Annotated in this window: 25 protein-coding genes; 6 read left to right on the top strand and 19 right to left on the bottom strand. The window is 38.9% G+C overall.

Annotated elements, in window-relative coordinates; all coding sequences use genetic code 11:
• Positions 1-118: 118 nt before the first annotated feature.
• Positions 119-478 (top strand): NifB/NifX family molybdenum-iron cluster-binding protein, encoded by a 360-nt coding sequence (locus ACQ4KW_RS08640; RefSeq protein WP_430886132.1) that lies wholly within the window; start codon positions 119-121, stop codon positions 476-478.
• Between the two features lie 80 nt (positions 479-558).
• On the opposite strand, the gene ACQ4KW_RS08635 is transcribed toward ACQ4KW_RS08640, so the two are convergent.
• From ACQ4KW_RS08635 to ACQ4KW_RS08620, 4 genes are all read right to left on the bottom strand, one after another.
• Positions 559-1,212, bottom strand: a complete 654-nt coding sequence (locus ACQ4KW_RS08635; protein WP_430886131.1) for a hypothetical protein — start codon at positions 1,210-1,212, stop codon at positions 559-561.
• 246 nt (positions 1,213-1,458) lie between these two features.
• Positions 1,459-2,286, bottom strand: coding sequence for an exodeoxyribonuclease III (locus ACQ4KW_RS08630; protein ID WP_430886130.1), 828 nt, complete (start codon positions 2,284-2,286; stop codon positions 1,459-1,461).
• A gap of 226 nt (positions 2,287-2,512) precedes the next feature.
• Positions 2,513-2,944, bottom strand: a complete 432-nt coding sequence (locus ACQ4KW_RS08625) for a hypothetical protein (protein ID WP_430886129.1) — start codon at positions 2,942-2,944, stop codon at positions 2,513-2,515.
• Between the two features lie 40 nt (positions 2,945-2,984).
• Positions 2,985-4,535, bottom strand: a complete 1,551-nt coding sequence (locus ACQ4KW_RS08620; RefSeq protein WP_430886128.1) for a DNA methylase — start codon at positions 4,533-4,535, stop codon at positions 2,985-2,987.
• Between the two features lie 140 nt (positions 4,536-4,675).
• On the opposite strand from ACQ4KW_RS08620, the gene ACQ4KW_RS08615 reads away from it, so the two are divergent.
• From ACQ4KW_RS08615 to panF, 4 genes are all read left to right on the top strand, one after another.
• Positions 4,676-5,605, top strand: a complete 930-nt coding sequence (locus ACQ4KW_RS08615) for a helix-turn-helix transcriptional regulator (protein ID WP_430886127.1) — start codon at positions 4,676-4,678, stop codon at positions 5,603-5,605.
• A 90-nt stretch (positions 5,606-5,695) separates the two neighbouring features.
• The gene (locus ACQ4KW_RS08610; RefSeq protein ID WP_430886126.1) at positions 5,696-6,637 is read left to right on the top strand and encodes an alpha/beta fold hydrolase; all 942 of its coding nucleotides are present in this window, start codon (positions 5,696-5,698) and stop codon (positions 6,635-6,637) included.
• A gap of 405 nt (positions 6,638-7,042) precedes the next feature.
• Complete coding sequence (locus ACQ4KW_RS08605; protein ID WP_430886125.1) at positions 7,043-7,312, top strand: YhdT family protein; 270 nt, start codon at positions 7,043-7,045, stop codon at positions 7,310-7,312.
• A complete protein-coding gene (gene panF, locus ACQ4KW_RS08600; protein WP_430886124.1) occupies positions 7,312-8,766 on the top strand; it encodes a sodium/pantothenate symporter in 1,455 nt (484 codons plus the stop codon). The genes ACQ4KW_RS08605 and panF overlap by 1 nt, the downstream gene beginning before the upstream one ends.
• Positions 8,767-8,821: 55 nt before the next feature.
• Here the strand turns inward: panF and ACQ4KW_RS08595 are convergent, their stop codons facing one another.
• Positions 8,822-10,759 carry a hypothetical protein gene (locus ACQ4KW_RS08595; protein WP_430886123.1) on the bottom strand — a complete coding sequence of 646 codons (1,938 nt, stop codon included), beginning with the start codon at positions 10,757-10,759 and terminating at the stop codon, positions 8,822-8,824.
• 185 nt (positions 10,760-10,944) lie between these two features.
• Here ACQ4KW_RS08595 and ACQ4KW_RS08590 point away from each other — a divergent pair, with 185 nt between their 5' ends.
• Complete coding sequence (locus ACQ4KW_RS08590) at positions 10,945-11,205, top strand: site-specific integrase (RefSeq protein WP_430886122.1); 261 nt, start codon at positions 10,945-10,947, stop codon at positions 11,203-11,205.
• 73 nt (positions 11,206-11,278) lie between these two features.
• Here ACQ4KW_RS08590 and ACQ4KW_RS08585 read toward each other — a convergent pair whose 3' ends face one another.
• From ACQ4KW_RS08585 to fdrA, 14 genes are all read right to left on the bottom strand, one after another.
• Positions 11,279-11,932 (bottom strand): helix-turn-helix transcriptional regulator, encoded by a 654-nt coding sequence (locus ACQ4KW_RS08585; RefSeq protein ID WP_430886121.1) that lies wholly within the window; start codon positions 11,930-11,932, stop codon positions 11,279-11,281.
• A 20-nt stretch (positions 11,933-11,952) separates the two neighbouring features.
• Positions 11,953-12,843: an acetamidase/formamidase family protein gene (locus ACQ4KW_RS08580; RefSeq protein ID WP_430886120.1), complete on the bottom strand. Its 891-nt coding sequence runs from the start codon at positions 12,841-12,843 to the stop codon at positions 11,953-11,955.
• Between the two features lie 81 nt (positions 12,844-12,924).
• On the bottom strand, positions 12,925-14,019 hold the full coding sequence (locus ACQ4KW_RS08575; protein ID WP_430886119.1) for a threonine synthase: 1,095 nt from the start codon (positions 14,017-14,019) through the stop codon (positions 12,925-12,927).
• Entirely contained in the window at positions 14,020-14,397 is a 378-nt protein-coding gene (locus ACQ4KW_RS08570; protein ID WP_430886118.1) for a RidA family protein, read from the bottom strand.
• Between the two features lie 185 nt (positions 14,398-14,582).
• The gene (locus ACQ4KW_RS08565; protein ID WP_430886117.1) at positions 14,583-15,335 is read right to left on the bottom strand and encodes a hypothetical protein; all 753 of its coding nucleotides are present in this window, start codon (positions 15,333-15,335) and stop codon (positions 14,583-14,585) included.
• A complete protein-coding gene (locus ACQ4KW_RS08560) occupies positions 15,316-15,861 on the bottom strand; it encodes an MFS transporter (protein ID WP_430886554.1) in 546 nt (181 codons plus the stop codon). The genes ACQ4KW_RS08565 and ACQ4KW_RS08560 overlap by 20 nt, the downstream gene beginning before the upstream one ends.
• Before the next feature lie 413 nt (positions 15,862-16,274).
• A complete protein-coding gene (locus ACQ4KW_RS08555) occupies positions 16,275-17,075 on the bottom strand; it encodes a formate/nitrite transporter family protein (RefSeq protein WP_430886116.1) in 801 nt (266 codons plus the stop codon).
• Positions 17,076-17,498: 423 nt separating this feature from the next.
• Positions 17,499-17,858, bottom strand: a complete 360-nt coding sequence (locus ACQ4KW_RS08550; protein WP_430886115.1) for a hypothetical protein — start codon at positions 17,856-17,858, stop codon at positions 17,499-17,501.
• 46 nt (positions 17,859-17,904) lie between these two features.
• Positions 17,905-18,603: a Bax inhibitor-1/YccA family protein gene (locus ACQ4KW_RS08545; RefSeq protein ID WP_430886114.1), complete on the bottom strand. Its 699-nt coding sequence runs from the start codon at positions 18,601-18,603 to the stop codon at positions 17,905-17,907.
• Between the two features lie 199 nt (positions 18,604-18,802).
• Positions 18,803-20,023 (bottom strand): dicarboxylate/amino acid:cation symporter, encoded by a 1,221-nt coding sequence (locus tag ACQ4KW_RS08540; RefSeq protein WP_430886113.1) that lies wholly within the window; start codon positions 20,021-20,023, stop codon positions 18,803-18,805.
• A 233-nt stretch (positions 20,024-20,256) separates the two neighbouring features.
• Entirely contained in the window at positions 20,257-21,192 is a 936-nt protein-coding gene (arcC, locus tag ACQ4KW_RS08535) for a carbamate kinase (protein ID WP_430886112.1), read from the bottom strand.
• A gap of 33 nt (positions 21,193-21,225) precedes the next feature.
• Positions 21,226-22,518, bottom strand: a complete 1,293-nt coding sequence (locus ACQ4KW_RS08530) for an MFS transporter (protein WP_430886111.1) — start codon at positions 22,516-22,518, stop codon at positions 21,226-21,228.
• Between the two features lie 12 nt (positions 22,519-22,530).
• Positions 22,531-23,367 carry a DUF2877 domain-containing protein gene (locus ACQ4KW_RS08525; protein ID WP_430886110.1) on the bottom strand — a complete coding sequence of 279 codons (837 nt, stop codon included), beginning with the start codon at positions 23,365-23,367 and terminating at the stop codon, positions 22,531-22,533.
• A 2-nt stretch (positions 23,368-23,369) separates the two neighbouring features.
• Positions 23,370-26,369: an acyl-CoA synthetase FdrA gene (gene fdrA / locus ACQ4KW_RS08520; RefSeq protein WP_430886109.1), complete on the bottom strand. Its 3,000-nt coding sequence runs from the start codon at positions 26,367-26,369 to the stop codon at positions 23,370-23,372.
• Between the last annotated feature and the right edge of the window lie 26 nt (positions 26,370-26,395).

Here is a 26,395-nt window from a genome sequence, read left to right as displayed (position 1 = left end):
CCACTAATTAATATAGCGTATGCCAATAACATATATTGACATACCCGCGTTAACGGCTTATTCTTGTATATAGGTAAAAGGCAATAAATATAAGGTATGGTAGATTTGGAGGACAATTATGAAAATAGCTTTACCATCAAGAAACAAGCAAATAGATAGTCATTTTGGACACTGTGAGTATTTCACAGTCTATACCATTGATGAAAACAAAAAAATTGTTGATGAGCAAACTGTTACTTCTCCCGCTGGATGCGGATGTAAATCAAACATTGCAAAGACACTTGCTGATCAAGGCGTCAAACTTATGCTGGCAGGCAACATGGGCGGCGGTGCAGTACGTGTTCTAAACGTTTCAGGTATTGATGTTATTCGCGGATGTTCGGGTGATACAAGACAAGTTGCTGAGGCGTGGCTTGAAGGCAACATCACTGATTCCGGGGAAGCCTGTGCATCTCATGACCATGAATGCAGTCACTAACTTAAGCCAATCAAAAACCATAAAAGAGTCAGCTTGGCTGACTCTTCTTATTTTTTTACATATCCTATTCAGTTTCGACTCTATTCATCAAAGAGTCTTGGATCTTGAATCATCGACGCCCAAACTTTTTGACTTGTTTCCTTGTCTATTTCTAAGTCATTTTCAAGTCTCTCAAGTTTTGGGAAAGGCTCTTTGCCCCGCTTTAATATCATATGCGTGAAATCCAGATCCACATGTTTAGCAATTTCCTCATGTATAATATCTCTAGGCGTGATTAAATCACATAGTCTGAACTCACTCGTTGCCTGTCTGAATGACCTACTTCTAATCACTAAAATATCAATATCTTCAGCACCGCCAATTGCGGGTTCCAGAACCACAAATGGCACAACACAGAACTTTTTAAAAATTTCTATTGTGGAAAATGTAAAGAAACCCTCTTCACTGGCCAAACAATCTCTTTCAAGACCATAGAAATCTTCCACTATAATTCTCGTGTCTTTGCTTTGCATGCATATTTTTCGCATTTCAGCGATTGTTTTAGAGGGTGGCATCGTAGAAACCTTATTTTTTTTTGCCTTCGTATCCAGCAAATCCATACCGTAGAAAACACTCTTGGATGCATCTACTATGCCTTCCATTTCAATGTCAGGGACCATCAATACCCACGGAATTGAAATCTCCACAGCACTGCGAGCTTTAACTTTAATCTTTTTGTACGTACCTATTGCCATAATGACACTCCTTTTTCCCACCAGGGAGCTTCTAGTTTGCTCGTCTTGTACTGTCAAGGAATCAATTATTTAAAACCTTGACCTCTTAGGTGACACTTGCCCTAAAGAACTTTTAATAGGGACATTTTGATACCCATACTGTACAGCATTATGGCAATAAATTCAATGATAAATCTATTTGTAATTTATTTGTTATTTTATTATATGTTATTAAACACTATCGCGGCATGATTCCGTCTTGATTTACTACAATTTTACATCCAATAATATCGGTGTATGGTCTTGTCTTTCACCAGAATCCACCATTTCTGACTTGATAACCTTATCTGCCAGCCTATCACTAACGAGCCAGTAGTCAATCCTCCAGCCAGAATTGTTAATCTTGCTTGTTTTTACCCTTTGCGCCCACCATGTGTAGGCGCCAGTCACATCGCCATGAATGTGTCTAAATGTATCGGTAAAGCCCTTGCTCAGTAGGTTTGTGAAACCTTCACGTTCTTCATCTGTAAAGCCTGCTGACCTATGGTTGCTATCTGGATTAGCAAGGTCTATCTCCTTGTGGGCCACATTATAGTCACCCGTTGCAATGACAGGTTTTTTCTTATCAAGGCTTTCAAGATACTCTGCATACTTTATGTCCCAAACTTGTCTTTCTTCAAGTCTTTTCAAGCCGTCTCCTGCATTTGGGGTATAGACTTGGGTCAAGAAGAAATCATCAAATTCTAAAGTGATCATTCGACCTTCTAAGTCCATTGTATCCGGTGCACCAATTTCAGGATAAGTTACCTCAGGTGTGTACTTTTCCTTATATAAGAACATAGTCCCTGCATAGCCTTTGCGGGCTGGTTCTTGGGAACTCCTCCAAGTATAGTTATATCCTTCAAAAGAGTCCGCTAGAATTTCTATGTGCTTTTTACTCGGTCCCTTAGATGGTAGTTTGGTTTCTTGCAGGGCTATCACATCTGGATCATGGTCTAAAATCGTATCAATTACTTTTCTTGAAAGAACAGCTCTATTCGACGTGCTTGTAAGAGCTGCATTCAATGAGTCAATATTCCATGAAATAAATCTCATCTAAATCTCCTTTTTTCTAATCACTTATCTTAGGCCTTTGCAATATCACAAAAGCTCGTTTTCATACCTTTTTCATACCTTATAGAACTTTCACTTTCTATATTGCTTTACTTTTCTTATAGGTTTTCCATATATATTTTTTAAGATATACATTCAGCTGTATTTTTCATAGCATTTAATTACGAAACATTATCTATCAAATAGATTATTGTTGCTCTTGGTTCAATTATAAAATTTCAATTCTCAGTATATCATCAATTTCAATAGAATTTCCATCTTTCATGAGAATGTTTCTCACATAAACATCTATTTTCTTAACTTCTCCTTGAGTCGTAATATAATGGCCACCTTTTTTAAGAGGGTCTTTTTTAAAGTGTTCAACTTGGACTTCAGGTTCTGTGTCATCTTCTATACGAGATTGAATCTTAAGGAGTTGCTCATTTATAACGGTTTTCTCAGCCTCATCCAAATCTCTTTTTTCCTCAGTCAACCTTGCAGCTTCTTTTACTGAAGCCTCATGCCCTATAACAGCTGCAAATGGTGAAAATTGAGCTGCCCTATCTTCAAGTGGCATTTGAGGTCTTTTTCGGGAAACATGACGAGGAAGATGGATAATATCATCATATTTTGTTCCGCTTTCGTTGGCAGTTTTACTCATAGTCTATTCCTTCCCCAAAACAGTAGAAATTATTCAATCATCAATCGGCCTTATGACCACCAATTTGATTGTTTCTATCCTTCCCAGTCGCGCCCTTTTGAAGATTCATCCCTTTTAAAACTGCGTTTTTCCCAAACTTCTTTTTAATATCTAAAAGGGCATGCTGTAGTTTCTTTTCCTTGTCCAGCATAGACTTTTCCTCTTCAGTGGCTTTGGCTTTTTTATCATAATCCGTGAAAAGATCAAGCTGTTCATAGCTTTCTTCCTCTTTGACAGAGTCTTCACTTACCACATGATTGGCTACAATGTTAACCCGACGCGCTAGTAGAGAATCATCCACAATTTCATCAAACAAGTCCATGACAGCATCCATTATAAGTTTTGTAGATGAGGTCAACCTATCCAAATTGGCTGTGCCGTGGGCATGCTTGGGAATTTTTCTGCCGTAATAATCCGTTTTGACTTGGCCCTTGTATCTTTTACGCCTGTCCGGATCTGTTAAATTTGAAATGTCATAGCCAACAGTTAGAACAATTTGATCTGTTACCAGCTTCTTATCCACCAGGTCAAGAACCAGTTGGTCGGTCATTTCCTTAACAACAATTCTTGTTTCTTCATGCGGATATGGTCTTAGCAGGACTTGTCCTGCCCCAGTGCTCTTGCTTGATGGTTTATAAGCTTTAACATGTTCTAATTTACAAGGCTCCCATCCCCAGGCATGATCAATTAAAAGTTCTGCATTGATTCCAAAAATATCATACAAAAGGTCTTCATTGTGAAATGCGTTGTCATCACCTATAGAACACCTTGCAATATCCCCCATAGTATAGAGTCCGTGCTTTTCGAGCTTGTTGGCATAACCTTTTCCAACACGCCAAAAATCCGTGATTGGCTGATGGTCCCACAACTGCTTTCTATAGCTCATTTCATCAAGCTCAGCAATTCTGACGCCGTCAGCATCCGCTTCAATTTTTTTAGCAACAATGTCCATAGCAATTTTACTTAAGTATAAATTTGTGCCTATACCTGCAGTTGCAGTGATTCCCACTGTTTCTAGAACATCTTTTATAATTTTTTTTGTAAAATCACGTGGACTCAAATTTGTGGTCTTTAAGTAATCAGTGATGTCGATAAAAACCTCATCAATGGAGTAAACATGAATGTCCTCAGGTGCCACATACTTCAAGTATACATTGTAGATTCTTGTACTGTATTCTATATAAAGGGCCATTCTGGGAGGAGCCACAATATAGTCAATGGCTTTGTTAGGGAATTTTTCTAACTCTGTTGAAAAATGAGAAGCACCGCTTAAAGTCCGCCCGGGCGCCTTTTGAGCCCTCTTGTCATTCTCTAGCTTTATTTTTTGAACCACCTCAAAGAGCCTGACTCTTCCAGGAATTCCATAAGTCTTTAGTGATGGGGACACAGCCAGGCAAATTGTCTTTTGCGACCGGCTGGAGTCGGCTACAACTAAATGGGTTTTAAGAGGATCAAGTCCACGCTCTAAACATTCAACAGATGCATAAAAAGACTTTAGATCAATCGCAGCATATATATTTTTACTTTCTTGTGTATTTGTACTTTCTTCCATTGTCTCACCCACATCAAATCAAACATCAGTTCGGTTTTATATTTTTTATTCTATCATATTTTGAGGGGCGAAAAAATAGCAAGTGGCATTCATGATGATATAATGCATACATGTAAAACAATTCTGAATAGGAGCCTTCAATGAAAATAGAGCGATTGTTAACAATTATTGTTATTTTGCTAAATAGAAAACAGATCACTGCTAAGGAACTTGCTGATCGGTTTGACGTTTCAGTTCGGACCATCTACCGTGATATTGACTCAATAAATATGGCAGGCATTCCGGTCATTTCATACCCTGGAGCAAATGGTGGCTATGGCATAATGGACAACTATAAACTAAACCATCAGTTGCTTACATTGGATAATCTTGCATCTATGCTTTCAACTCTAAGTGGGATCAACTCCACTTTTGAAGACACTGAGCTAAATGCGTCAATTGAGAAACTTAGAAGCCTGGTTCCAACGGATAAATCTAAAGACCTCGATATGCAAATGGAGCAAATTATTATTGATCTTCCTGTTTGGGGCAACACCTCCAAATTAAAACAAATGCTTAAATCCATTCGCCTTGCTATATCTAATGAAAATCTGCTAACAATTAAATATAGGAATTATAATAATTTTGTCAGTTCAAGACAGATCGAGCCTATGTCCGTAATATTTAAGGGATACAGTTGGTATTTGTATGCTTACTGCCACTTAAAATCTGACTTTCGGATTTTTAGACTCTCTCGAATAATCAGTCTAGCTGTAGAAAGGCAAAACTTTGTACGAAGAAATTCACCCTATAACCCAACAAGAGACTTCTCGGACAATCAAGATGACCTAACGGTCGTAACCTTGAAATTTTCGCCGCAGGCCCGAAGCAAGGTTGATGATATATTTGATCAAAGTAATATCAAGGTTTTAGATTCAGGAGAGCTACTTGTTACAGCATCATTTCCTGAAAAAGACTGGTCTTATTCTCTGATTCTAAGTTTTGGTGAAAATGTCGAAGTCTTAGAACCAGATCATATACGCCAAGCGATTCAATCTAAGATTAGTGCCATGTATTCAAAATACTTATAGAATTTTTTAAACCTGACATAATGGTGTCGCAGGTGTCTGCTATATTCAACTTAGGAAGTCAATATAGCTGAAGTCACAGGAGGTAACATTATGTTTACTTTAGATAATTTTCTGAAGCCCACTATGATAAAAGTCAATGGCGTTGAACTGGAAGTCTTCGAGGCTGGTAGAGAAAATACAGGCAAGCCCATTGTCTTATGTCACGGATGGCCTGAACATGCATTTTCATGGCGCCATCAAGTTCCTGCTCTTGTTAAAGCAGGGTACCATGTTATAGTTCCAAATCAACGAGGTTATGGTAGATCATCTCAACCGCAAGATGTATCAGCTTATGATATTGAGCATCTAACCGGTGATCTGATTGGTCTACTCGACCATTATGGTTACAGTGACGCCACCTTTGTCGGTCATGACTGGGGCGCCACAGTCGTCTGGGGCCTTGCCTTACTACACCCAAACCGTGTCAGTAAAATTATCAATCTTAGTGTGCCCTACCAGGCCAGAGGAGAAAAACCATGGCTGGAATTTCTTGAAGAACTTTTTGGCCCAGACAACTACTTTATACACTTCAATCGTCAACCCGGTGTGGCAGATGGTGTCTTTGAAGACAACACAGAGCAGTTTCTACGCAATATGTTCCGCAAGAATGAGCCGCCAACAGAGCCTGAACCTGGAATGGCACTAATTAACTTAGCCAGACGAGAAAGACCACTCGGTCAGCCCGTAATGTCTGATGAAGAGCTCGACGTTTTCATCTCGGCTTTTAAGACCTCTGGGTTTAGAGGCAGTGTTAACTGGTATAGGAACTTAGATAAAAACTGGCACATACTGGGTCAGGTTAACCCCATAATCAATCATCCGACACTCATGATCTATGGAGAAAAAGATCCTGTCATGCAATCTCCAAACTTATCTGACTTTGTTCCAAACGTCCATATTGAAAGTCTTGATTGTGGTCACTGGATACAGCAAGAAGAACCAGAGAAAACAAACAAGATAATATTAAAGTGGTTACATGAACTAGATAAGTAATACTAAAAGGCTAGGCATTCCCTTCTTGATATTGTCTAGCCTTTTTCTATTATCAAATTGAATCATTGAGACTCCTGTGTTATCATACTTGTGGATGATATCTTTCTAAGAGTCATACCTGCTAAAATTTGAACTGCTATACAATCTTTAATAGGTCATTTTGCTCTGCTTTGATCATAAGACAAGGACAGGCAAAATAATGATGTCTAAATTGAGAATGATATGTTCTTTATCATTCATTTGGCGTTTTTGGTAAATGCACTTTTGACAGTACACTTAATCAAATGAATGCCTTCCTTAGATAGCAGAAATTTCATATTTATCTTAGCAGGTGTAGTTGTCCGTACAGGTCTAAATCTACATCTTTTTTAGTGCCTTAATTAAGAAAATTCAAGGGGTGTGAATATGAATTTCAAAGAGAAAAACAGGCAAATTAACAAGGAAGCAAAAATAACCGTTGGCCTTTATGTCTTCTTCTTCATATGGTGGTTTGCTTTTGCTTACGGAATCGGCTTAAAGGATGTTTCTGAGTATAGTTATATACTGGGCTTCCCTTCATGGTTCTTCTATAGTTGCATACTAGGCTATGTCATGATATCTGTCCTTCTAGCCTTTGTTGTAAAAAACTTCTTCAAAGATATAGATTTTGATGACAATGAAAGGGAGGCAAAGTAATGGGCAACTCAATGATACTCATTCCGATGATCATATACTTACTACTCATGTTTGCAATCGCAATTTATACGAATAAACTGTCTTCAGGAAGCGGAAGCTTTATGGAAGAATATTTTATTGGTGGTCGTTCAATGGGAGGCTTTGTTCTCGCAATGACTCTTATAGCCACTTACTCTAGTGCAAGCAGTTTTGTAGGAGGACCAGGTGTGGCTTATAGCCTCGGCTATGGATGGATTTTACTGGCTATGATCCAAGTTCCGACAGCCTTTTTAACTCTAGGCGTCCTCGGGAAAAAATTTGCAATTATATCAAGACAAATTGGGGCTGTTACAGTCACTGACTATCTAAAAGCTCGCTACAACAACAAATTTATTGTTATATCAACATCTATTGCTATGATTATATTCTTTGCAGCTGCCATGGTTGCTCAGTTTATTGGCGGAGCTAAATTATTTGAAGCTGTTACGGGTTACTCATATTTTATGGGGCTTGTTATTTTTGGTGTTGCCGTTGTCATTTATACAACAATAGGTGGCTTTAAAGCGGTTGCAGTCACCGATGCCATCCAAGGGGTTGTTATGATTCTTGCAACGATATTCCTTCTTGTCGCCATTATAGGTGCTGGTGGGGGTATGGAGGCCATAACAGCTAAAATGATTGAAACGAATCCAAGTGCCCTAACACCTACTGCCGGTGGAAAAATCCCCATTCCTTTTATTCTGTCTTTTTGGGTTCTTGTAGGATTTGCTGTTCTCGGTCTTCCTCAAACAACAATAAGATGCATGGGCTTTAAGGACTCCAAGTCTCTTCATAGAGCCATGGTTATTGGAACAGTTGTCGTAGGATTTTTAATGCTTGGCATGCACTTGGTTGGTACCCTCGGCGCCTATGTTGTACCCGGTCTTGAGGGCGATGGTGCTATTCCAGGAATCACTGTTCAGGTTTTACCACCTGTCCTGGCTGGTATTTTTATAGCCGGACCACTTGCTGCAATCATGTCCACCGTAGATTCCATGCTTATTCTTGCATCCGCCTCAATTATCAAAGACCTCTACTTAAACTATGGCAAAGGTGATATTGATGAGAAAAGTCTTAATCGAATCAGTTTCATGACCACTGGCATTATAGGTCTTGTTGTCTTCATGTTTGCAGTTAAGCCGCCTTCAATCATTGTTTGGATTAACCTATTCGCATTTGGAGGTCTTGAAGCGGTTTTCCTATGGCCTACAATTCTAGGCCTCTACTGGAAAAAAGCCAATGCCACAGGGGCAATATTATCGATTTTACTCGGACTTGTTTCGTTTTTTGCATTCACAATATATAGTGTCAAACCTTATGGTATGCACCAAATTGTCCCGACACTTATAGTTGCACTTGTTGCATTTGTATTCGGGTCACTATTTGGACAAAAAAATAGTGCGGAGACAATTGAACTGTTCTTTGGTGAAAAGTAAAATGACTTCAAAAAAATGACCGCTCCTTAATGGAGGGTCATTTTTTTAGCGCATCTTAGCGCATCAAAGACGATTCCGTAAGCTTTTCATATTCTATATCATCATAACTTGTTAACGATATATAGCTTGGATCGTAATATCCTATATGAATCCTACTGCTTTCAATAAATAAACTTGTGGTGTATACATTTCCAAATTCATCAGTTGTAGACGTGATATAAGAGTGGTTTGTAGGCCACCCAAAAACTTCGCTTATCTGACCATCCGGGTAGGCTTCAAGAAGTCTATTTAATAAGTACTTAGGGGTAATTGTCATATTTTGGTCATAATAGAGTTCTAATATATGACCATCATTTACAGAAAAATCGCCTTCATATTCTGTCCCTGGTCCATTTGTTAAGACGTCTGTATTATTATCAAATAGGGGCCAATTGAGTTCAAACCACGCTTCCCAATCAATATTTGGATTTGCCAACTTATACTTTTCAATTTCCTCTGAGAGGGTCACTGTGTAATCATCTAGTTTTTCTTCGCTGTAACCATACTTGCCCGGCACAGAGTAATCATACATTTGATTTCCAATAAGATTTTCTACTTCCTTAGTCGTCAGTGGTCTATAGATCAAGACCCCATCAACTGAGATGCTATTCGCTACACCTGGAATATCCTCCATACCCGGTAATTTTTCACTGGACGCAAATATATCTTGTCCTTGTTTGGTCATACTTGGTGAACTCTTTTTCATCTGATCGGCATCTGTGTCACTTGATATATCTTCCACTATAATAACCAAATAGTCTCTTGTATCATTATAGACTTGTCCCATATTATTTGATGTGTCAACAAACTTATGGACAGCGTCGTCATCTGAAGACACATCCGATGCCCAGTAGTATCCACCTGGCCATCCATAATCTTCTTCAGGTCCCACTTTAAATGCATTAAAAAGGCTCTTGAGTTCAGCTTCTGTTGGCACTCTTAGACCGAATGTTTTAGCATATGTGCCTGCAGTCGCTGGGCTATTCCCATCGTAATCTTGCCAGTAGTCATCAAAGGACAGGTTGTCACCGTGGCTCTTATCATTCCAATCAAATTTCCCCCACTCAATTTCCATCCATGCATCCCAGTCTATATCACTTCTAGCCTCTTTAAGCAAACTTTTTGTATAGTCATTGTGATAGATGCTCATTGTATCTAAACCATCATACGGTATACCTGAGAGTTCAGTCTTTGTTAGTGGCCTATAGTATCGTAAATCCCCAATATCGACATAATTGCTGACACCTTCAATTGTTTTGAGAACGTCTTTAATAGAGATGGTTTGATTATTTGCCATTGTCATCCTAGTCGGATCAAGAAGACCAAGGTTATCGGCTACATTTTCAGCAATAACCCCTTGATTAACAAGCGTTTTAGCCAGGGTTTCATCTTTTCCCTTCATTGGTGTCTTTAATGCATCTAGAGAAAGCTTTGCTAAATGATCACGTAGAAACACTTCTGAATCAAGAAGGGATTTTACCTCGTCACTTATCATTTGAATAGTAAGAGCTTTTTCCACGGCATTATTCCACGAAAAATCTCCGCTTTGATCATCATAATCAAGTGCCCGAAGTAGAAATGTCATGTATGATTTGGCCTGCATTAAATCATATGAACCGAATTTTGTTTCAGAAACCCCACTTGTATAACCCATTTTATATAAATAACCAACAAATGGTGAGCCCCAGTCTGGAACATCAGAAAATGGATGGTCATAATTGTTTTCCAGCGCTTCAGATTCTGCCCCTAAAAGCTTTACAAACATTATACCGCCCTCAAGACGAGTCGGCTCTCGATTGAGTTCAAGGCCTTTTTCTGAACCTTTGAACACATTGATAGCCTTTAATTGGTTGGCTTCATTTTCAAACTGAACATCCCCCGCAAATGAAACTGGTTCACTTATAACCATGATTCCAATCATTATAAGCGCCACTATGAAATATTTGAAATTCATATAACCCTCTCCCCCTATTCCTTTTGAAAGCACCGTTCACCTTTGCTTCATTGATACCCCTTATTTAGAAAATGAAAAGAAAATGCATGATTAGAATTATTCATATTGTCGTAAATATACTCGATTTTAGTGTTATATTAAGTAAAGTAAGACATTTAAACTATTAACAATAAATAGGAGTAATCATGATAAACGACACAGCAAACTACCTAGCTCTAATGAATGAGTACAAAGCTCAGTTGATAAAAAACAAGTCCCTATCAAAAAATACAGTGTCTGCTTATGAGTGTGACATTAATAATTTTATGAAATGGCTTTGTAAAAAGAATGTAGTCGAAATAACAGGTCAGGTCCTAGACAATTATTTTGATGAGATCAGTGGCATACATAAGGCCAATTCGGAAACTCATTTGCCAGCTCAATTAGTAATGTATTGGCTTCGTTAAGTTTTCCCGCTTCTCGCAACTCAATTGCATTTCTCAATCGTTCCATCATCCCCCCCTTTTCTGTTTCTATTTTTTATGTTCTTTTCTTCTTTTTAATCTCATCTAAATAAGAATACACAGTTACTGGGGAAACCTGAAGTCGTTTTGCGACCTTATCGACTGATCCTTTGGCAAGGAAAATCCCCTTATCGTGCATGAACCTTACCAGCTCAATATTTTCGCTTCTTTTCATCTGTTTTATGTCAACATTTCCTACCGTGTTTTCTATAAGTGTGTCAATAATATCTGATACATTATCAAATGAGTCAATCGTTTGTACCGCTACCTCTTCTGATGTGTAAGTGTTGTCTGATAAGAACATGTTCATGAAGGCCTGCATGTTTATAAATGTATCAATGTCAAAATTTATGCAAAATGCACCAATAACTTTCTCTTCACTATCCCGAATTAAAGACGTCGAGGATTTTATTTTCTTGCCATTAGGCAACTTGAATGTGTAGTTGGCTTTGTAGTCTTTTTTAAAATCTTTAGACAACAAGACTTCTCTAATTAAATGATCAAACGATTGACCAATTCGTCTGTCAGTGATGGTCCCATTTGCCACGTAAACAACTGAATTTTGTGGTGCTGTCAAATCATGTATAACAACCTCACAGTTGTTACCAAATGATTCTGCCATCATATCGGCTAAGGGTATATATGCTTTTAGGGCTTTTGAAATTCCCATAACGACCTCCTGATTTCTATCTATTTCTCAAACGTCTCTTTGGCTAGTCCCACTGGAAATTCCATGATACAGCCCTTGTGTGGATTTACAACTTGACTGATTCTCAAATTGCCTGCAAGAGACAGCAACATGCCACTTTGGGCATCGGTCAAACTAGAGTGGTCTTGTAAAAACATATGCATTTTTCTAGCAGCTAAAACACTGGCTTCATCAAGAGACGGGCTGGCTGCTGTTGTTAAATATTTTTCTTTTGAAATGACAAAGGGCGTTGGTATGTCTGTACGATTTTTCATCACATCAATTTTAACAGTGATCTTGCCACTCATTTCAAGGGCGCAGATGACGGTTTCACCATCTCCTTGTACAGCATGAATGTCACCCATCGACAGCAGACCACCGGAAACTTCCACTGGCAAATACACTATGCTTCCCATGCCAAGATCCTTAATGTCCAAGTTTCCACCATGCTCACCTGGCAATGCTGTTGATCGCACATCTTCTTTCGGTGCTGTGCCGATCACACCGATCATGGGTTTTATCGGCACTTTGATGTCATGATCAAACGCAATCATACCATCTTCTATTTTAAATCTACGACAGTGCGATCCTTGAATTTCATAAATTCCAGTCCCGCTTCGAACGCACATTGATCCCTGGTCCTGAATATCAATTTCTTTTATCTCAATTCTCAGCACATCGCCTGGTCTTGCTTCTTCAATATACAATGGCCCTGTGACGGGGTTGTTATTGTCCATATTAAGCGTGCTAAACAATTGTCCATTTTGGGTGATTTGCTCACAGTAACAATCTTGGCACTTAAACTGAACCACATCACCACTTTTAGCAAAGGCTTTGGCCTCTATCTGGGAATTAAACTCAAAATGTATATTGGTATTTTCAACAGTAGTCATTACTGGGCTCCTTTTCTTATAATGTTTTTACTTTCTAGGGTATAATACAATCCTTAGAATAACTCTTTAAATCGACTATAATCAGTGATCTGATTTGAGACCAGCACCACACATAGGTATTAGAGTGTCATGCAGAGGTCCATTTGTTTTACAGTGGTGCATGTAGGCAGCATAAGTAGCTGCTGAGGTGTGCTCACAATAAACCCCTCCTTTTGCTAGTCGCTCTCTAGCCTGTAAAATCATGTCCTCAGGTGCAATGATGACTTGAACTTTATATTTCTTAATATAGTCCATAATTTCAGGACCGCGCAGTGGCATGCCAATGGCTATACCCTCTGCTAATGTTGGCATAGGAAACATCTCAATTGGAGATTGGCTGCCACTTTCTATTGCTTTTATGAAAGGGGCACAGTGTTCACTTTGCACTGCGACCACGACTGGCATAGTCTCAATAATTCCGCTGGCTAAAAACTCCTCCAGTGCTTTCATAATGCCTATGAAAAGTGTTCCATTGCCAAGTGGAATAAAAATATTTGATGGCACACGTTTTAATTGCTCATAGACTTCATACATGTAGGTTTTTGTGCCTTCATAAAAAAATGGGTTAAAGACATGACTCGCATAAAAAACTTTCTCTTCATCCACTTTTTCTCGACATACATGAGCGCAGTGATCTCTTGTACCCTCTACAACATTCACTCGAGCTCCGTGGGATTTAATCATATTTATCTTTTTATCGGATGTGCCCTCTGGCACAAATATTTCACAGTCGATGCCTAACTTAGCAGAATATGCTGCCACGCTATTGCCTGCATTTCCACTGCTGTCTTGGACAACACGCTTAACACCCATAGCTTTACAATGGGACATAAGGACCGCAGCCCCTCTATCTTTGAATGATAATGTGGGCATGAAGTAATCCATTTTCAGCATGACATCTTCTGAAAACTGAACTATAGGCGACATACCTTCACCTAAACTGGTCTCTTTCCAGGTGTCATTTTGTAGTGGCATAAAGGTCCTGTAGCGAAAAATGCTCCATGTGTCTTTGTCTATCAGGGACAAATCAAATTTCGGCACTTTCCACTCTAATTTCCATAGGCCCCCACATTCACATTTTGTGAGTCTGGTATCAACATCTGCCTTATGACCACATTTTGAACAAACAAATTTCATCTAAACCACCTCCGCAATGGCTTCTATTTCTATAAGACTACCATAATGCAGTTTTCCCACTGGAAGTACAATCCGTGCTGGCATATGGTCTCCAAAAAAGTCACTGTAAACCTTATCAACAATCTCCCAATCATCAATATTCGATATATACACTCTACATTGCGTAACTTTATCAGGCCCAAGACCAGCGTCTTCTAAGACCATTCTTACGTTATCAAGCGCCATTTTTGCATGGGCCTCAACGCCCCCTGAAACGAGGTTATTTGTATTTGGATCAATGGCCAGTTGGCCTGATATATACAGATTCCCATTCGAAATAACACCTGGGGAGTAATGCCCCTGTTTTTCTTTTGGTTTTTTTGAAGTTATTTTGACCATTTGAACACATCTCCTTTTCACTTTATACTGACATTTATTTCATGACTGTTTTATATAGTCACTTCTTAAATTTTGATAGTATTACAAGACCATATATTTTTTTATTCGATTTATATAATTTTTTATAAGTGTATTCCCTTTTGCTCATTTCGTCAAACAAAATCGCGCATTTCATATAATTTTTTTTATAAAAAAATAGCCCTTTTCAGGGCTATTGGGTTTCTTATATATTTGCTAGGACTCTTTATTTCATAGTAAGCTATACGTTCACACTCAGTAATACAAATCTTCATTCTCGTATTTATAATAGTTTTTTCTACACCATGATCTAGAAAATTCTTTTGGCACTTTGAATAAATACCAAGCAGTATTAAAGATCCAAGACTCATGAACACACAAATAAGAAAACCACCTCTAAGTGAATGATCCGCAACCTTGCCTATTACAACATTACCAAGGGATGCAATCAGCCCACCGACCATGGAATAAATGGACAAAATTGTCGCCCTGTCACGTCCATGAATGCTTCTATTTTTTATATCAACCTCTATAGGACCTATCATGGATATACTCAGAGCAATAACAAACACGCCTACAACACTAAGTATTGGCCCATTCGCGAAGATCAAAACCATGCAACTTAAGATAATGAACACAACCAGAATACTTATAGCCCGAACATCCCCTACTCTTTTACTAAAAGAACTGGCCTTTACTGACATAAGTCTAACAACCTGAATACCAGCTATAATGAGCCCAAAGTATTTTGGATCTATCCCACTTTTTACGTACTGGGCTTGATTTAGAAAAACTGTGATGGCTTGAGCCACTTCAACAACTAAGACCACAGCAACAACAAATATCCATATACTCTTATCTTTGAATGTGGTCTTAAAAAGACTAAAAATATTTGTCTTCTCATGACCCTTTACTTTCACCTCTGTCAGAAAAAAAAGTTACGATCATCGATAAACCATAGGGGAAAATAGTCAGCAGAGCGGTATATTCTAAGGAAACAGATACAATAATTGTTGATAATACGGATGCAATCATAAAGCCTAATGTTCCAAAAGCACTGTACCTGCCAAAAACTTTCTGGGCTTGAGACGTATCGATAGAGTTATAAATTATCGCTGTATCGCAACCTGATAATCCCGATATTACCACAGATAAAATAATGCGCTCAAGTAAAAACGATTCAAATGTGTGGGCCATATAAAAGACTATCTTTGATAAAAAGAACAGAGTATTCACCACAATGAGGGTTTTCTTATATCCAAATCGATCTGAAATCCAACCCCAAGGGACTTCTAAAAGAATTATGAGCACCCAGGATATTGACTCAATAATAAAGATTTCAGACATAGAAAGACCCCTAGCTTGTCTAAATAGAGTCGCTACGGGACCATAAAAAACAAAGCCTTGCAAAAACATAATCGCATACATTAAGTACACGTTCTTCATCTTATTCAATTTGAACACCTCCGAATTATTACAAAATAAACCAATGCAAAATAAAGCTTTTAGAAAAGCTTTTAAAAGATCCGTTTGGAATTAGTTTTGTAAAACTCGATGGAATCAAATTGGAAGATACATTTGCAAGTCTCCTTGTATTTTCTGTCAAGAATTGAATATCTAGTGCTTGACACGACATAATTTTCTGTCAATATCATATAGTATATTTACACCCAGGTCAAATCGCACAAATCAAAATGTTATTTTGCACTATTTAACCCCTCAACTGCGCAAGAACATCCCTTATAAACCACTGCATTATAGTTTATGCATATCCTCAATTTATCAATAATCATAAGTAAAAAAAAGTGACTATGAATCCAGCATAAGCCCGATCATAGTCACCACTGTTTTTCAATATATTATTTGTTGCTTGCCTTAGCCATTAGAGGTTTCGTTTTTTTTTCATCAACTCTAAGGTCTTTGTCCATGTAGTGGTTTACACCAGCGATGATGATGCCACCACCGATGAAGTTACCAAGAGCAACAACGCCAAAGCTTGTTAGGATACCTGCCACAGTGATATTTGCTCCGTTAAAGAAGGCCATCATTAGGTAGAACATATTAGCGACAATATGCTCAGTGCCACTTAATACAAAGACTGCGATTGGGAACCAAACAGCTACAACCTTGCCAATGACAGTTTTACCACTGTAAGCCATCATAACACCCGCACAAACAATGATGTTACAAAGTACTGCACTTGTAAACATACGGCCAATTGGCATAGTTGTTTTTGTCACTGCACTCTTAGCCACGATTTCTAGCATGTGTTCACTGAATATGCCAGCACCCGTGCATAATAAAGCCATAATGATTGCACCCACTAGGTTAGCAGCAAGTACAGTAATAAGCATTTTCATGAACTTTCCAAGATTTACTTTTTTCTTATAAACGCTTAGAATGGCCATACAGTCACTTGTAAATAGTTCACTACCCAGTAGTAGAATAGCAATGATGCCCGTTGGGAAGACCAAAGCGCCTAAAAACTTTCCAAGACCTGGGTCAGTTGTATATGCAACCAACTTAAAGTAACCAATTGCACCTACCGCAATGAACATACCTGCTAGGATCCCTTGCAGAATTAATGCTCTAACTGGTTTCTCAGTTTTCCCCTTACCTGCTGCGACAATGTAGTCAATAATTTCGATAAATGTTTTCATAGCTTCCCCCGATTTTAGTAATAGAACAACCTGCCATACTTCACTTAAATCTCTCCGTTCCGTCATGTCAAAATTTTTAAAATCGAGACTATTAGACATGGATAAACGAAGTTTTAATGTTGTATTTTTGCAAGTGTCTGAAAAAATAATTTCCTGTGGTACATTATCATATTTTTAACAGGGACACAAGAAATTTTATAAAAATTATCTTATTTTAGCATTGTGTTGATTTATTTTGTTGCGACCGCTTCAAAAATTATTGTATAAATTCAAATTTTAATGAATGATTCAGAAGACATGAAAAGAGTAATGCAGTCAAATATTTTTCGCCTTAAAACTACCACATCAGTGATCCGTTCATTCAAATGAAAAATAATAAAAATCTCTCAAATTGCATATTCACAACCGAGAGATTTCATCTTATTAGTCATCGTAACCGTTTTTATTCGGTATGCCTACACTGATTTCAACAAGTTCCATTATTTCTTTGACATTCTTCTTATGGACCGATGCTTCATACATTTGCCGTCCGTGACTTATGTCGATTTCAGCGTCTGAAGTTACACCCTCTTCAGCATCATGTTCATTATTAGAAGATTCAATTGGTATACGACTTATTAAAATCTTATTACCGTCACCATCAATCATATAGGTTGATGCGTACTCCCCATCTTTTTCAACGACGATTTGTTTCTTGCTGTCTGATTCTTTTTCAGCTTTTTCACTTTGTTTTTCTGACGTCTTTTGAAAATCTAATATTCCATTAGACTGACTCACTTTCATTTTCATCCACCTTTCTAGTAAAAATCACAGTGGTTTTTAACCCGACTTATTTTCTTCTACCAAGAATTCTTAGCATGTATAAGAATAGGTTAATGAAATCAAGATATAGTGTCAGGGCACCCATTACAGCAGCCTTTTGCTCCATCTCTTCTCCAGAAAATCCCCTAGCTCCGATGTTTTTTATCTTTTGAGCATCGTATGCAGTCAGTCCAACAAAGATCAGAATTCCTGCATATGTAGTAATCCAGTAAACAACTGGGCTTCTAAAGAATATGTTGACTAATGAGGCCAGGATGACACCAATAAGAGCCATTATGAGTAGGCTTCCCATCTTCGTAAGGTCTCTTTTTGTAACATGACCATAAAAGGCCATTAAACCAAACGTACCAGCTGTGATAAAGAATGTAGAAGCAATTGAACTCGACGTATAGACGAGGAATATACTTGCTAGGGTTAAACCATTAAGAATGGCATAAAAAATGAAAGTCAATGTCGCTGTTTGTGCAGACATTCTATTAATGGATCTGCTTAGATATATAACAAGTCCAAGTTCTCCAAGGACCAGTCCGTAAAATACAATACGACTGCCAAATATCATTCTCAATAAAGAGGGGGTATACGCGGTATAAAGGGCAACCACCCCTGTTATGGCAAGTGCCATTGCCATCCATCCAAACACCTTCGTAATAAAGGCACTTTGTACTTCACTCATGTCGTGTGAATCGTAGTAATCATTCTGATTCATAATAAACCTCCTAGATGCTAATATCGTATACCAGATTATAACATATTCATCTGCACTATAACATTACAATAGAAATATCACTCAATAAATATAAAATACAACATGAAAAAAGCCTTTCTCCTACAGAAAGACTTTTTCCATGTTGTGAGTTTTTACACTATAAGCCATTATAAATGTAAAAAGGTACAATGCTGTAAATCTATTTATAAACGCTATAATCGAGCTCACTTTCGCTTTTGGCAACGATTAGCGCTGTATAAACATCTGAATCCACATTTAAAATTGTTCTTAGCATTCCAACGAACCATTCCACCCCTGCAAATATGGCAATGGCTTCAATAGGAAGACCCATCTGTGGAATGATTATGGCCATTGACACAAGACCAGCTCCTGGTACAACAGCATTAGACAATGACACAAGCGTGGATAGGGCTGCGATAAATAAATACTGACCAGTTGTATAACTCGCCCCATAAATTTGAGCAATGGTTACCACGGTAATGGCCATGTGCATGGCCGCTCCATTGCTATTCAGTGTCATTCCAAGCGGCAACACAAACTGTGACACCTGCTCACTAATGCCTAGCTTTTCTTTGGCATCTTTCATTTCTGTGGGTAAAGTGATGGCTGAAGATGTCGTTGCAAGAGCAACAATAGACATTTCAAACATACCTTTAATAATATGAAACACACTCACCCTACAATAGATGGCGACTAAAACCGTAAAAACAGTAAGATAAATAGCTGTCGCCAGTCCATATGCCCCCAAATAACGCATAAGGGGCATTATAACCCCCACACCCAATTTACCAATTGTGGCTGCAATAAGGGAGAATATACCTAGTGGTGCCATTTTCATAACCAGCATGACTAATTTTAATATAATTGCATTGAAAACTTTTACATGCTCTAGAATATGGTTATTGTTGCTTTCCACACGCACATAACTCATAGCTAGACCAAATAGAACAGAAAAAATAATAACTTGTGCTATGTCACCTTGTGCCATAGACTGAATAATATTTTTTGAAAAGAACCTTAAAATGGTATCTGACAAGTTTCCAATAGAACTCGTATCTATTTCAACACCTGCGGTTAGACCTTCAAGATTACTAATATGACCAGGCTCTAATATGAGTCCCATAAAAATTCCAAAGAGTGCTGCTAAAAATGATGTCCCTAAAAAAATTGAGACAGTTTTAAGTCCCCTGCGACTTAATTCCTTACGATTTAACCCACCAACGGCTTCAATAATTTGCCCCATGACAAGAAGCACAATGGACATCTGAATCAGTCTTAGAAAAATATCTCCAACAAGCTTAATGCCTGAAATACGCCCTTCAAAAATGACACCGGCAATAATTCCAAGCGTCATGGCTATCATGATTTGCCCCGTCATGCCCAGTTTCTTTTTTTTCATATACGACCCCCGAGTCAACCAAGTCGACTGTTTTAACTTTAGGAAATTTAGTAAGACAGACTTGTCCTATAAGTTGAGTGGAAATGGAAGCCCCATTTCCACCCGCCTTCCAGTATATTTCATTTCTTTTTTACACATGTTGAAAAGTAAAGACTGCATGTCTATCTTACTACATAAGAAATAAATATAAAGTATTTAATTTTAAATTACCTTTACCGTATTTTATCAAGCAATTAGAGCCTTACAACTGTACCAGCTCCGTCTTTTATATTGCCTAAATTCTCCAGGGACGTGATAACGGCTTTCCCCCTTGGTGTCGATTCAACAAACTCAATGGCCGCTTGAATCTTAGGCAACATGCTCCCTTTTTCAAATTGATCTTGAGCTATATACATTTTCAACTCATCCACACTGATTTCTTCCAACTTTTTCTGGTCTGGCTTATTATAATTAATAAACACATTGTCAACCCCAGTCAAAATAATGAAAAGGTCAGCTCCAATTTGTTCTGCCAGCTTTTGAGAAGCAAAATCCTTATCAATAACGGCTTCTACACCTTGGTAGCCAGAATCTGTTTTAACCACCGGTGCACCACCGCCACCGCATGAAATTGTAATAACATCATTGTCAATGAGCTTTTTCACAGCATCAAACTCCACAATACCGACTGGTTTTGGAGATGGTACGACCTTTCTGTAGCCTCTCCCAGCATCTTCGATATATAGGTTGCCATCTCCAGCGGCTTCTTTTGCCTCTTCTTCTGATAAGAAGGGACCAATGGGTTTCGTTGGATTAGAGAATGCATCATCGTTCTTATCCACACTTACCCGTGTGACAAGAGATACAACTGTTTTATCAATGCCATTTCTCTGTAAAACACTGCTCATCTCATTTTGCATCCAGTAGCCAATACTCCCTTGTGTCATTGCCACGCAGGTATCAAGGGGCATTGCTGGATTCTTATCACTGTCAGCCGCTTGCTGCTGAAGAAGCAAGTTGCCCACTTGTGGTCCATTCCCATGAGAAATGATCAATTTATTGTTGCCAGACACTAGGTCTGCCAGTTTTTCGCAAGTGGAACGAATGGCTTGGATTTGGGCATTCGCTGAAGCATCATCAGATAGGATGGCATTGCCACCAAGCGCCACTATAATCTTTTTATTTTCCATATCATCAACCTCTTTCTAAAAATCCTTATAGCTTTAATCATTCTTATCTTCTGCAAATGTAATAAAGATCACCATACCAATAAGGAGAAGAACAGATGCCAAATAGAATCCCACTTTCATCGATCCTGTTGTATCAGCGATCCAACCTGTAATATATGGCGCTAGGATTGCACCAGACATGCCCACGAAGTTATATGCGCTCAGTGTTGTTGATAGAGAACTCTTCGGTGCATTTTTGGTTACAAAAGCAACCAGAATTGGGTCAAGAGCCAGTTTACCTGTTAATCCATATACCAAAAGAGCTGCAATAAGCAGTGTACGGCTGGTTACAAAAGCTATACCAAAAGACGTAATAATTGATAGGGGTACAAGGAAATAGATAAACTTTTTTGTTGTCTTATACTTGTCAGATAGTCTTGCAAGAATGAGAGCACCTGGGATAGATGCCCATGGAACGAGGGATGATATAAAGCCTACACTCGTGCCTGCAAAGCCTCTTTCTACCTGAAGAAACTGTGGCAACCAAGTTAAAATTACAAAGTTAGCATATATAGAACAGAAACATAATATAAAAGTAACAAGTAAGTTCTTGTTTGAAATAATTGCTTTGAAGCTGAACTTTTCAATTGATTGACTTCCTGCTTCAGATGCGCTTGTCCCCTGGAATTTTGCTTCAACACCTTGGCTGTGTGCATCTTCAGGTCTAATAACCTTTTCCTTGAGCATTGAGAAATAAAGCACACCAAGCAAGACAGTTGGTATAGCCATTATGAAGAATGGCTGGCTCCAGTGCTCTCCATTTTCAAGAACAATTTTACTGGAAAGCAGGTAACCCAGTGATGTACCAAAGGCCATACCACTATTAATGATAGCCGTTCCCAGTGTTAGCTTCTTTGTTGGAATTGATTCTGTTGATAGGGCATAACCCGGACCGTAGAAGGCCGCTTCACCAATACCGGTTAAAACTCTGTAAAGCATGAAAACGCCAAAGGCACTTGCAACACCACTTAAATATGTTGTCACACCAAATAAAATAAATCCTAATGCAATAACGAGTTTTCTTCCCAGCTTATCAGCAACAATTCCAAATGGAATTTGTGTCGCAGCGTATGCTAGGAAAAACACACTGTTTACCAAACCTAGCTGAGCATTACTTAGACCAAATTGGGCACCGATCTGTCCCATAACTGGATTTAAAATCGTTCTATCAGCATACATAAGTATCCAACCGAAGAAGCCTAGTGCAACAACTTTCCACCAATAACGTTCAGACACAGGTACAGCCTTGTATCGCTCTACCAAGTTTGCCTTTCTTGCCTGTTCCATAATAAACCCTCCCTAAGAACTTAAAAGATATTTAAGTCCAAGTAGAAATCCAAATAACGTGTCATTTCCTGATGTATGACCATAAGCCTGTACTTCTTTTATAGTCCTGTTGATTTCATCAGTGTCTGATATTTCAAGTAAGCCTATCAATTTGATAAAGTTTTCACTCAAGTGATCATTAAAAAGAGCCTTATAATAAGCCAAACTCACAAAGGTTGTCTCCCGCTTCATAAGTGATTTTTTTAAGGTTATGCTCCAGTTTTGATCTTCACAGAAAGCCTTGAGTGCCATAGTAAATCCTGCTAACATATCATCTCCACTTGGGGTAAGTCCCAGACCTCGCCCAATAAAAAAAGCAATATGTTCGCTTAAATCATTTAGGAGCCACCTTGAATGTATAAGTTGCCCAATATGATAGCGGGTCTTGTCATTCACACAGAGTCCTATGATTTGTGTAAAATCAAAAGCATTTAAACAGTCATATAACTTCGTTTTAGCAATCGATCTCTTATTGAAGTGAATCCGTGGCATTCTTAGATCAACCACCCGGTAGTCCTGTGTTTGTATACATATGGTTTTTTTTGATCCGTATATTGTAACTTGTCCATTCCTTTTGACAACCAAATCCTCAACCCGAACAGAGTGCATCAAGTCTTCAAATAGATCATCAGGCATTTGAATACCAATGGCTGATAATGGCTGATCACTTGCGCTGACAAAGACGACTGCTTCGCCAAATTGAAAGTTCATGCCTTTTTTAAATACACTGTGCACTTTGCCCATTTCATGTTTGTTTAATAGAGGGGGCAATAAACTGCTGATTGCCCCTCTATTTGAATCAACTGACATGACTATTCAACCGAAATACCAAGTTTTTCTGCATAGGCCACAAGTGCCTTTTCAAAGCAGGCAAACGGCGCACGTACAGTGCCTGCACCCACTTGACCAATACCAGGTTCTCTATGTGCAATCCCTGTATTGATAATTGGTGTGACGCCGGAATGAACAACTTTTCTAGCATCAATGCCAAGGCAAGCGCCCTTGAAATCCCAAGTTGGAATGCTCCAGTTGGCATTGTTGGATATGCATATTTCATCCATCTCATTCGAAATTGCAAGTGCATCTTCAAATCCACCTGCACCAACAAATCTAGTAACGCCCGGTGCAGCGACCATGGCCATGCCGCCAACACCAACCGTTTCTGTAATGGCACTATCGCCAATATCAGGATTGGCATCTTTTTCTGAGTACCCAGTGAAATACAGACCATTTGGCATGTTCACCGGTGCAGTAAACCACTGGTCACCCATACCAGAAATTCGAATACCAAAATCTCTGCCATTTCTCGCCATGGTTGTGACAACTGTTCCACTCTCTATTTTTCTAGCGCAGTCAACCGTGGCCTTGCCAGCTGCCATCATAATATTCAAGAAGAATTGGTCTGTGTCAGCTAGGAACTTAATAACGCTGTATCTCTTCTTTTCATCAAGATCCAGTTCGACGATAAGCGGTGTGATTTCTTTCAAGAAGTTCAGGGATGCAGCAATATTCCTCTGATGGAATTCATCCCCCATAGTGATGGATTTCGCAATCATAACATTGAGGTTAAGTCCACCATCTTTGCGCTTTAGTGCCATTGAGAGCACTGGACCAAGCACATCACGCATCCACTGGAGTCTATCGACAACTTCCTGCGAATACGCACCAAAGCGAAGTACCTTACCAATACCTTCATTAAGGGTACAGTAAGCCACTGTGCCATCAAGCATATTTTTAACAACAAGGACTGGCATGTTTCCAGAAGTGATACCACCCATAGGGCCTACTGCATTGTGGTGGTGACATGGCGAGAATGAAACCGTGCCATTTGACAGAATTTCTCTCGCTTCATCTTCTGTAGAAGCCCAGCCTTCAAAGAGGACTGCACCAATACAAGACCCTTGCATTGGGCCAGTCATATCTTTAAACTCAATAGGTGGTCCGGCATGTAAAATAACCTTGTCCTTAAGCACATCTATCACAGAATTTGCTGGCACAACATCCATGAGGAAGGGCTGAGAATTTTTCATCTGCTCAATAACATCTTGATTGGATTTTTCTAGACCTTCAATTTTATCAAGTAGATTCAGTATTTTAATAAGCTTCTTGTTGCCTCCTGCCGCAGGCTTCCAGTCATACTGAACGGTTTTGGCACCATGCTCAATGATTGAATCTGTAAAACTCTTCAGACCAACGTTAACAACACGAGGCTTGGTGTTTAAAAGGTCATGAACTTGCTGGCTGATCTCAGGTAAAGAAGTGGTCTTCACATCTTTTTCAACCCTTTGCTTGTCTATACCGATATAATCAATACCTTTTAGTTTAAGGGCCAGACGAACGGCTTTTGCATTGCTGTCTTCCACTAAGACACCTACATTTTCAAGGGTCTTTACCGCCTCGTCATAGTTTTGTGGGTCTTGCTTAGTGCCACAAACTGTCGCAACAAATTCTAGTGTGCGCCCTTGTGCCTTGGCTGTATCTTTAGCTTCTGTAATGGCCTCACAAAGAGCCCCAGCCATATCTGGATGAGAACCATACCCAAGCACACAATCAAATAAAATTACACCTGTGTTCTCATCTTGAGCATACTCTTTAATTTTGTTGATTCGTACTTCTGGATCAATCATTGGATGCGGTTTGCCTTGGGTATACATATCATCACCCAAGTCCATAACCTCATAACCATTTGCATTGAGAATATAGCCTTCTTTTTTAACAAGTCCGCCTAGTTCTAGTGCGTCGGAAATAAGCATACCCGCTTCAGCTGCTAGGGTGCCTCCTGAGTAAAGCCCTTTTACAGTTTTCTCTTTTGCAAGCTCACTGGTCACTGTGTTTTTAAGATCTTCATTGTAATTCGCTTTAACATTTTCCCCACTTGCAAGATCAACAGCAATCTTTGCAGTCTCTTCCAGTGTATGAGCCAAATAAACGTTGCCCTCATGGCTTTCTGGTTTCTCACCTAGAAAAATGGCGACCACTGGCTTTGTAAAACTATGAAGCAGTTCAACAATTTCATCACGAACACGCTTGGCTGGTGGCTTTGAAATAAGAACAATAACATCTGTTGGATCATGTTGTTCAAGACCTAGAAGGGCGTCTTTTGCCGTAATGGCATTAACTTCTTCACTTAGATCTCGCCCACCAGTGCCCACAGCATGAACCACACCGCCACCTAGACGTTCAATAATAGTGGTCACTTCTTGAATGCCTGTGCCTGAAGCACCTACAATACCAATATTGCCTGGTCGAACCACGTTGGTGAATGCCAGTGGCACACTGGAAATGATGCCTGTACCACAATCCGCCCCCATAAGCATAAGACCTTTATCATGGGCTTTCTTTTTTAATCGCGCTTCGTCTTCAAGTGGAATATTGTCTGTGAATGAGAAGACGTTTAGTCCAGCATCCAGCGCTTTTTCAATCTCATCTGCTCCATATTCACCTGGAATGGAAAAGAGAGCCAGGTTGGCATCAGGAAGTGCTTTTAGAGCTCCATCCAAGCTGTTAACGTTTTCAAAGTCACTTTTTTCTGTTTTCACTGCTAGATCATTTAGAAACTTTTCTGATTCTGATAAGACTTTTTCTACAACAGCTTCATCTTCAGTGTCTACCAAAATAACCATGTCACTTGGAGACGCAGCTTCAGCGTCTTTTGTCATTAGACCACTGTTTCTGAAAATATCTTTGTTTGCATCCGTTCCCATCATTATGGAACACTTTGTCACACCATCTAGATTATTGATGGAATTTGTTAACAGCATCAAATTGATTGAGTCCTGATAGCTGTTTTTCTTAATCACTGTATATAACATTTTCAAACCTCCTCGTATGCGGTAAT

The sequence above is a fragment of the Tianxiuia mixotrophica genome (assembly GCF_050596425.1).
In the GTDB taxonomy this organism is placed as follows: domain Bacteria; phylum Bacillota; class Clostridia; order Peptostreptococcales; family Acidaminobacteraceae.
This window is presented reverse-complemented; position numbering and strand designations above follow the sequence as displayed.

What these genes read in the sequence shown, in the direction of transcription:
- ACQ4KW_RS08620 (WP_430886128.1), bottom strand. Translation starts at nt 4,535, where the DNA reads ATGGAAGAAAGTACAAATACACAAGAAAGTAAAAATATATATGCTGCG.
- ACQ4KW_RS08525 (WP_430886110.1), bottom strand. Translation starts at nt 23,367, where the DNA reads ATGTCAGTTGATTCAAATAGAGGGGCAATCAGCAGTTTATTGCCCCCT.
- panF (WP_430886124.1), top strand. Translation starts at nt 7,312, where the DNA reads ATGGGCAACTCAATGATACTCATTCCGATGATCATATACTTACTACTC.
- ACQ4KW_RS08585 (WP_430886121.1), bottom strand. Translation starts at nt 11,932, where the DNA reads ATGGGAATTTCAAAAGCCCTAAAAGCATATATACCCTTAGCCGATATG.
- ACQ4KW_RS08545 (WP_430886114.1), bottom strand. Translation starts at nt 18,603, where the DNA reads ATGAATCAGAATGATTACTACGATTCACACGACATGAGTGAAGTACAA.
- ACQ4KW_RS08580 (WP_430886120.1), bottom strand. Translation starts at nt 12,843, where the DNA reads ATGACTACTGTTGAAAATACCAATATACATTTTGAGTTTAATTCCCAG.
- fdrA (WP_430886109.1), bottom strand. Translation starts at nt 26,369, where the DNA reads ATGTTATATACAGTGATTAAGAAAAACAGCTATCAGGACTCAATCAAT.
- ACQ4KW_RS08560 (WP_430886554.1), bottom strand. Translation starts at nt 15,861, where the DNA reads ATGAAGAACGTGTACTTAATGTATGCGATTATGTTTTTGCAAGGCTTT.
- ACQ4KW_RS08625 (WP_430886129.1), bottom strand. Translation starts at nt 2,944, where the DNA reads ATGAGTAAAACTGCCAACGAAAGCGGAACAAAATATGATGATATTATC.
- ACQ4KW_RS08530 (WP_430886111.1), bottom strand. Translation starts at nt 22,518, where the DNA reads ATGGAACAGGCAAGAAAGGCAAACTTGGTAGAGCGATACAAGGCTGTA.
- ACQ4KW_RS08615 (WP_430886127.1), top strand. Translation starts at nt 4,676, where the DNA reads ATGAAAATAGAGCGATTGTTAACAATTATTGTTATTTTGCTAAATAGA.
- ACQ4KW_RS08555 (WP_430886116.1), bottom strand. Translation starts at nt 17,075, where the DNA reads ATGAAAACATTTATCGAAATTATTGACTACATTGTCGCAGCAGGTAAG.
- ACQ4KW_RS08630 (WP_430886130.1), bottom strand. Translation starts at nt 2,286, where the DNA reads ATGAGATTTATTTCATGGAATATTGACTCATTGAATGCAGCTCTTACA.
- ACQ4KW_RS08605 (WP_430886125.1), top strand. Translation starts at nt 7,043, where the DNA reads ATGAATTTCAAAGAGAAAAACAGGCAAATTAACAAGGAAGCAAAAATA.
- ACQ4KW_RS08590 (WP_430886122.1), top strand. Translation starts at nt 10,945, where the DNA reads ATGATAAACGACACAGCAAACTACCTAGCTCTAATGAATGAGTACAAA.
- ACQ4KW_RS08610 (WP_430886126.1), top strand. Translation starts at nt 5,696, where the DNA reads ATGTTTACTTTAGATAATTTTCTGAAGCCCACTATGATAAAAGTCAAT.
- ACQ4KW_RS08570 (WP_430886118.1), bottom strand. Translation starts at nt 14,397, where the DNA reads ATGGTCAAAATAACTTCAAAAAAACCAAAAGAAAAACAGGGGCATTAC.
- ACQ4KW_RS08540 (WP_430886113.1), bottom strand. Translation starts at nt 20,023, where the DNA reads ATGAAAAAAAAGAAACTGGGCATGACGGGGCAAATCATGATAGCCATG.
- arcC (WP_430886112.1), bottom strand. Translation starts at nt 21,192, where the DNA reads ATGGAAAATAAAAAGATTATAGTGGCGCTTGGTGGCAATGCCATCCTA.
- ACQ4KW_RS08635 (WP_430886131.1), bottom strand. Translation starts at nt 1,212, where the DNA reads ATGGCAATAGGTACGTACAAAAAGATTAAAGTTAAAGCTCGCAGTGCT.
- ACQ4KW_RS08550 (WP_430886115.1), bottom strand. Translation starts at nt 17,858, where the DNA reads ATGAAAGTGAGTCAGTCTAATGGAATATTAGATTTTCAAAAGACGTCA.
- ACQ4KW_RS08595 (WP_430886123.1), bottom strand. Translation starts at nt 10,759, where the DNA reads ATGAATTTCAAATATTTCATAGTGGCGCTTATAATGATTGGAATCATG.
- ACQ4KW_RS08575 (WP_430886119.1), bottom strand. Translation starts at nt 14,019, where the DNA reads ATGAAATTTGTTTGTTCAAAATGTGGTCATAAGGCAGATGTTGATACC.
- ACQ4KW_RS08640 (WP_430886132.1), top strand. Translation starts at nt 119, where the DNA reads ATGAAAATAGCTTTACCATCAAGAAACAAGCAAATAGATAGTCATTTT.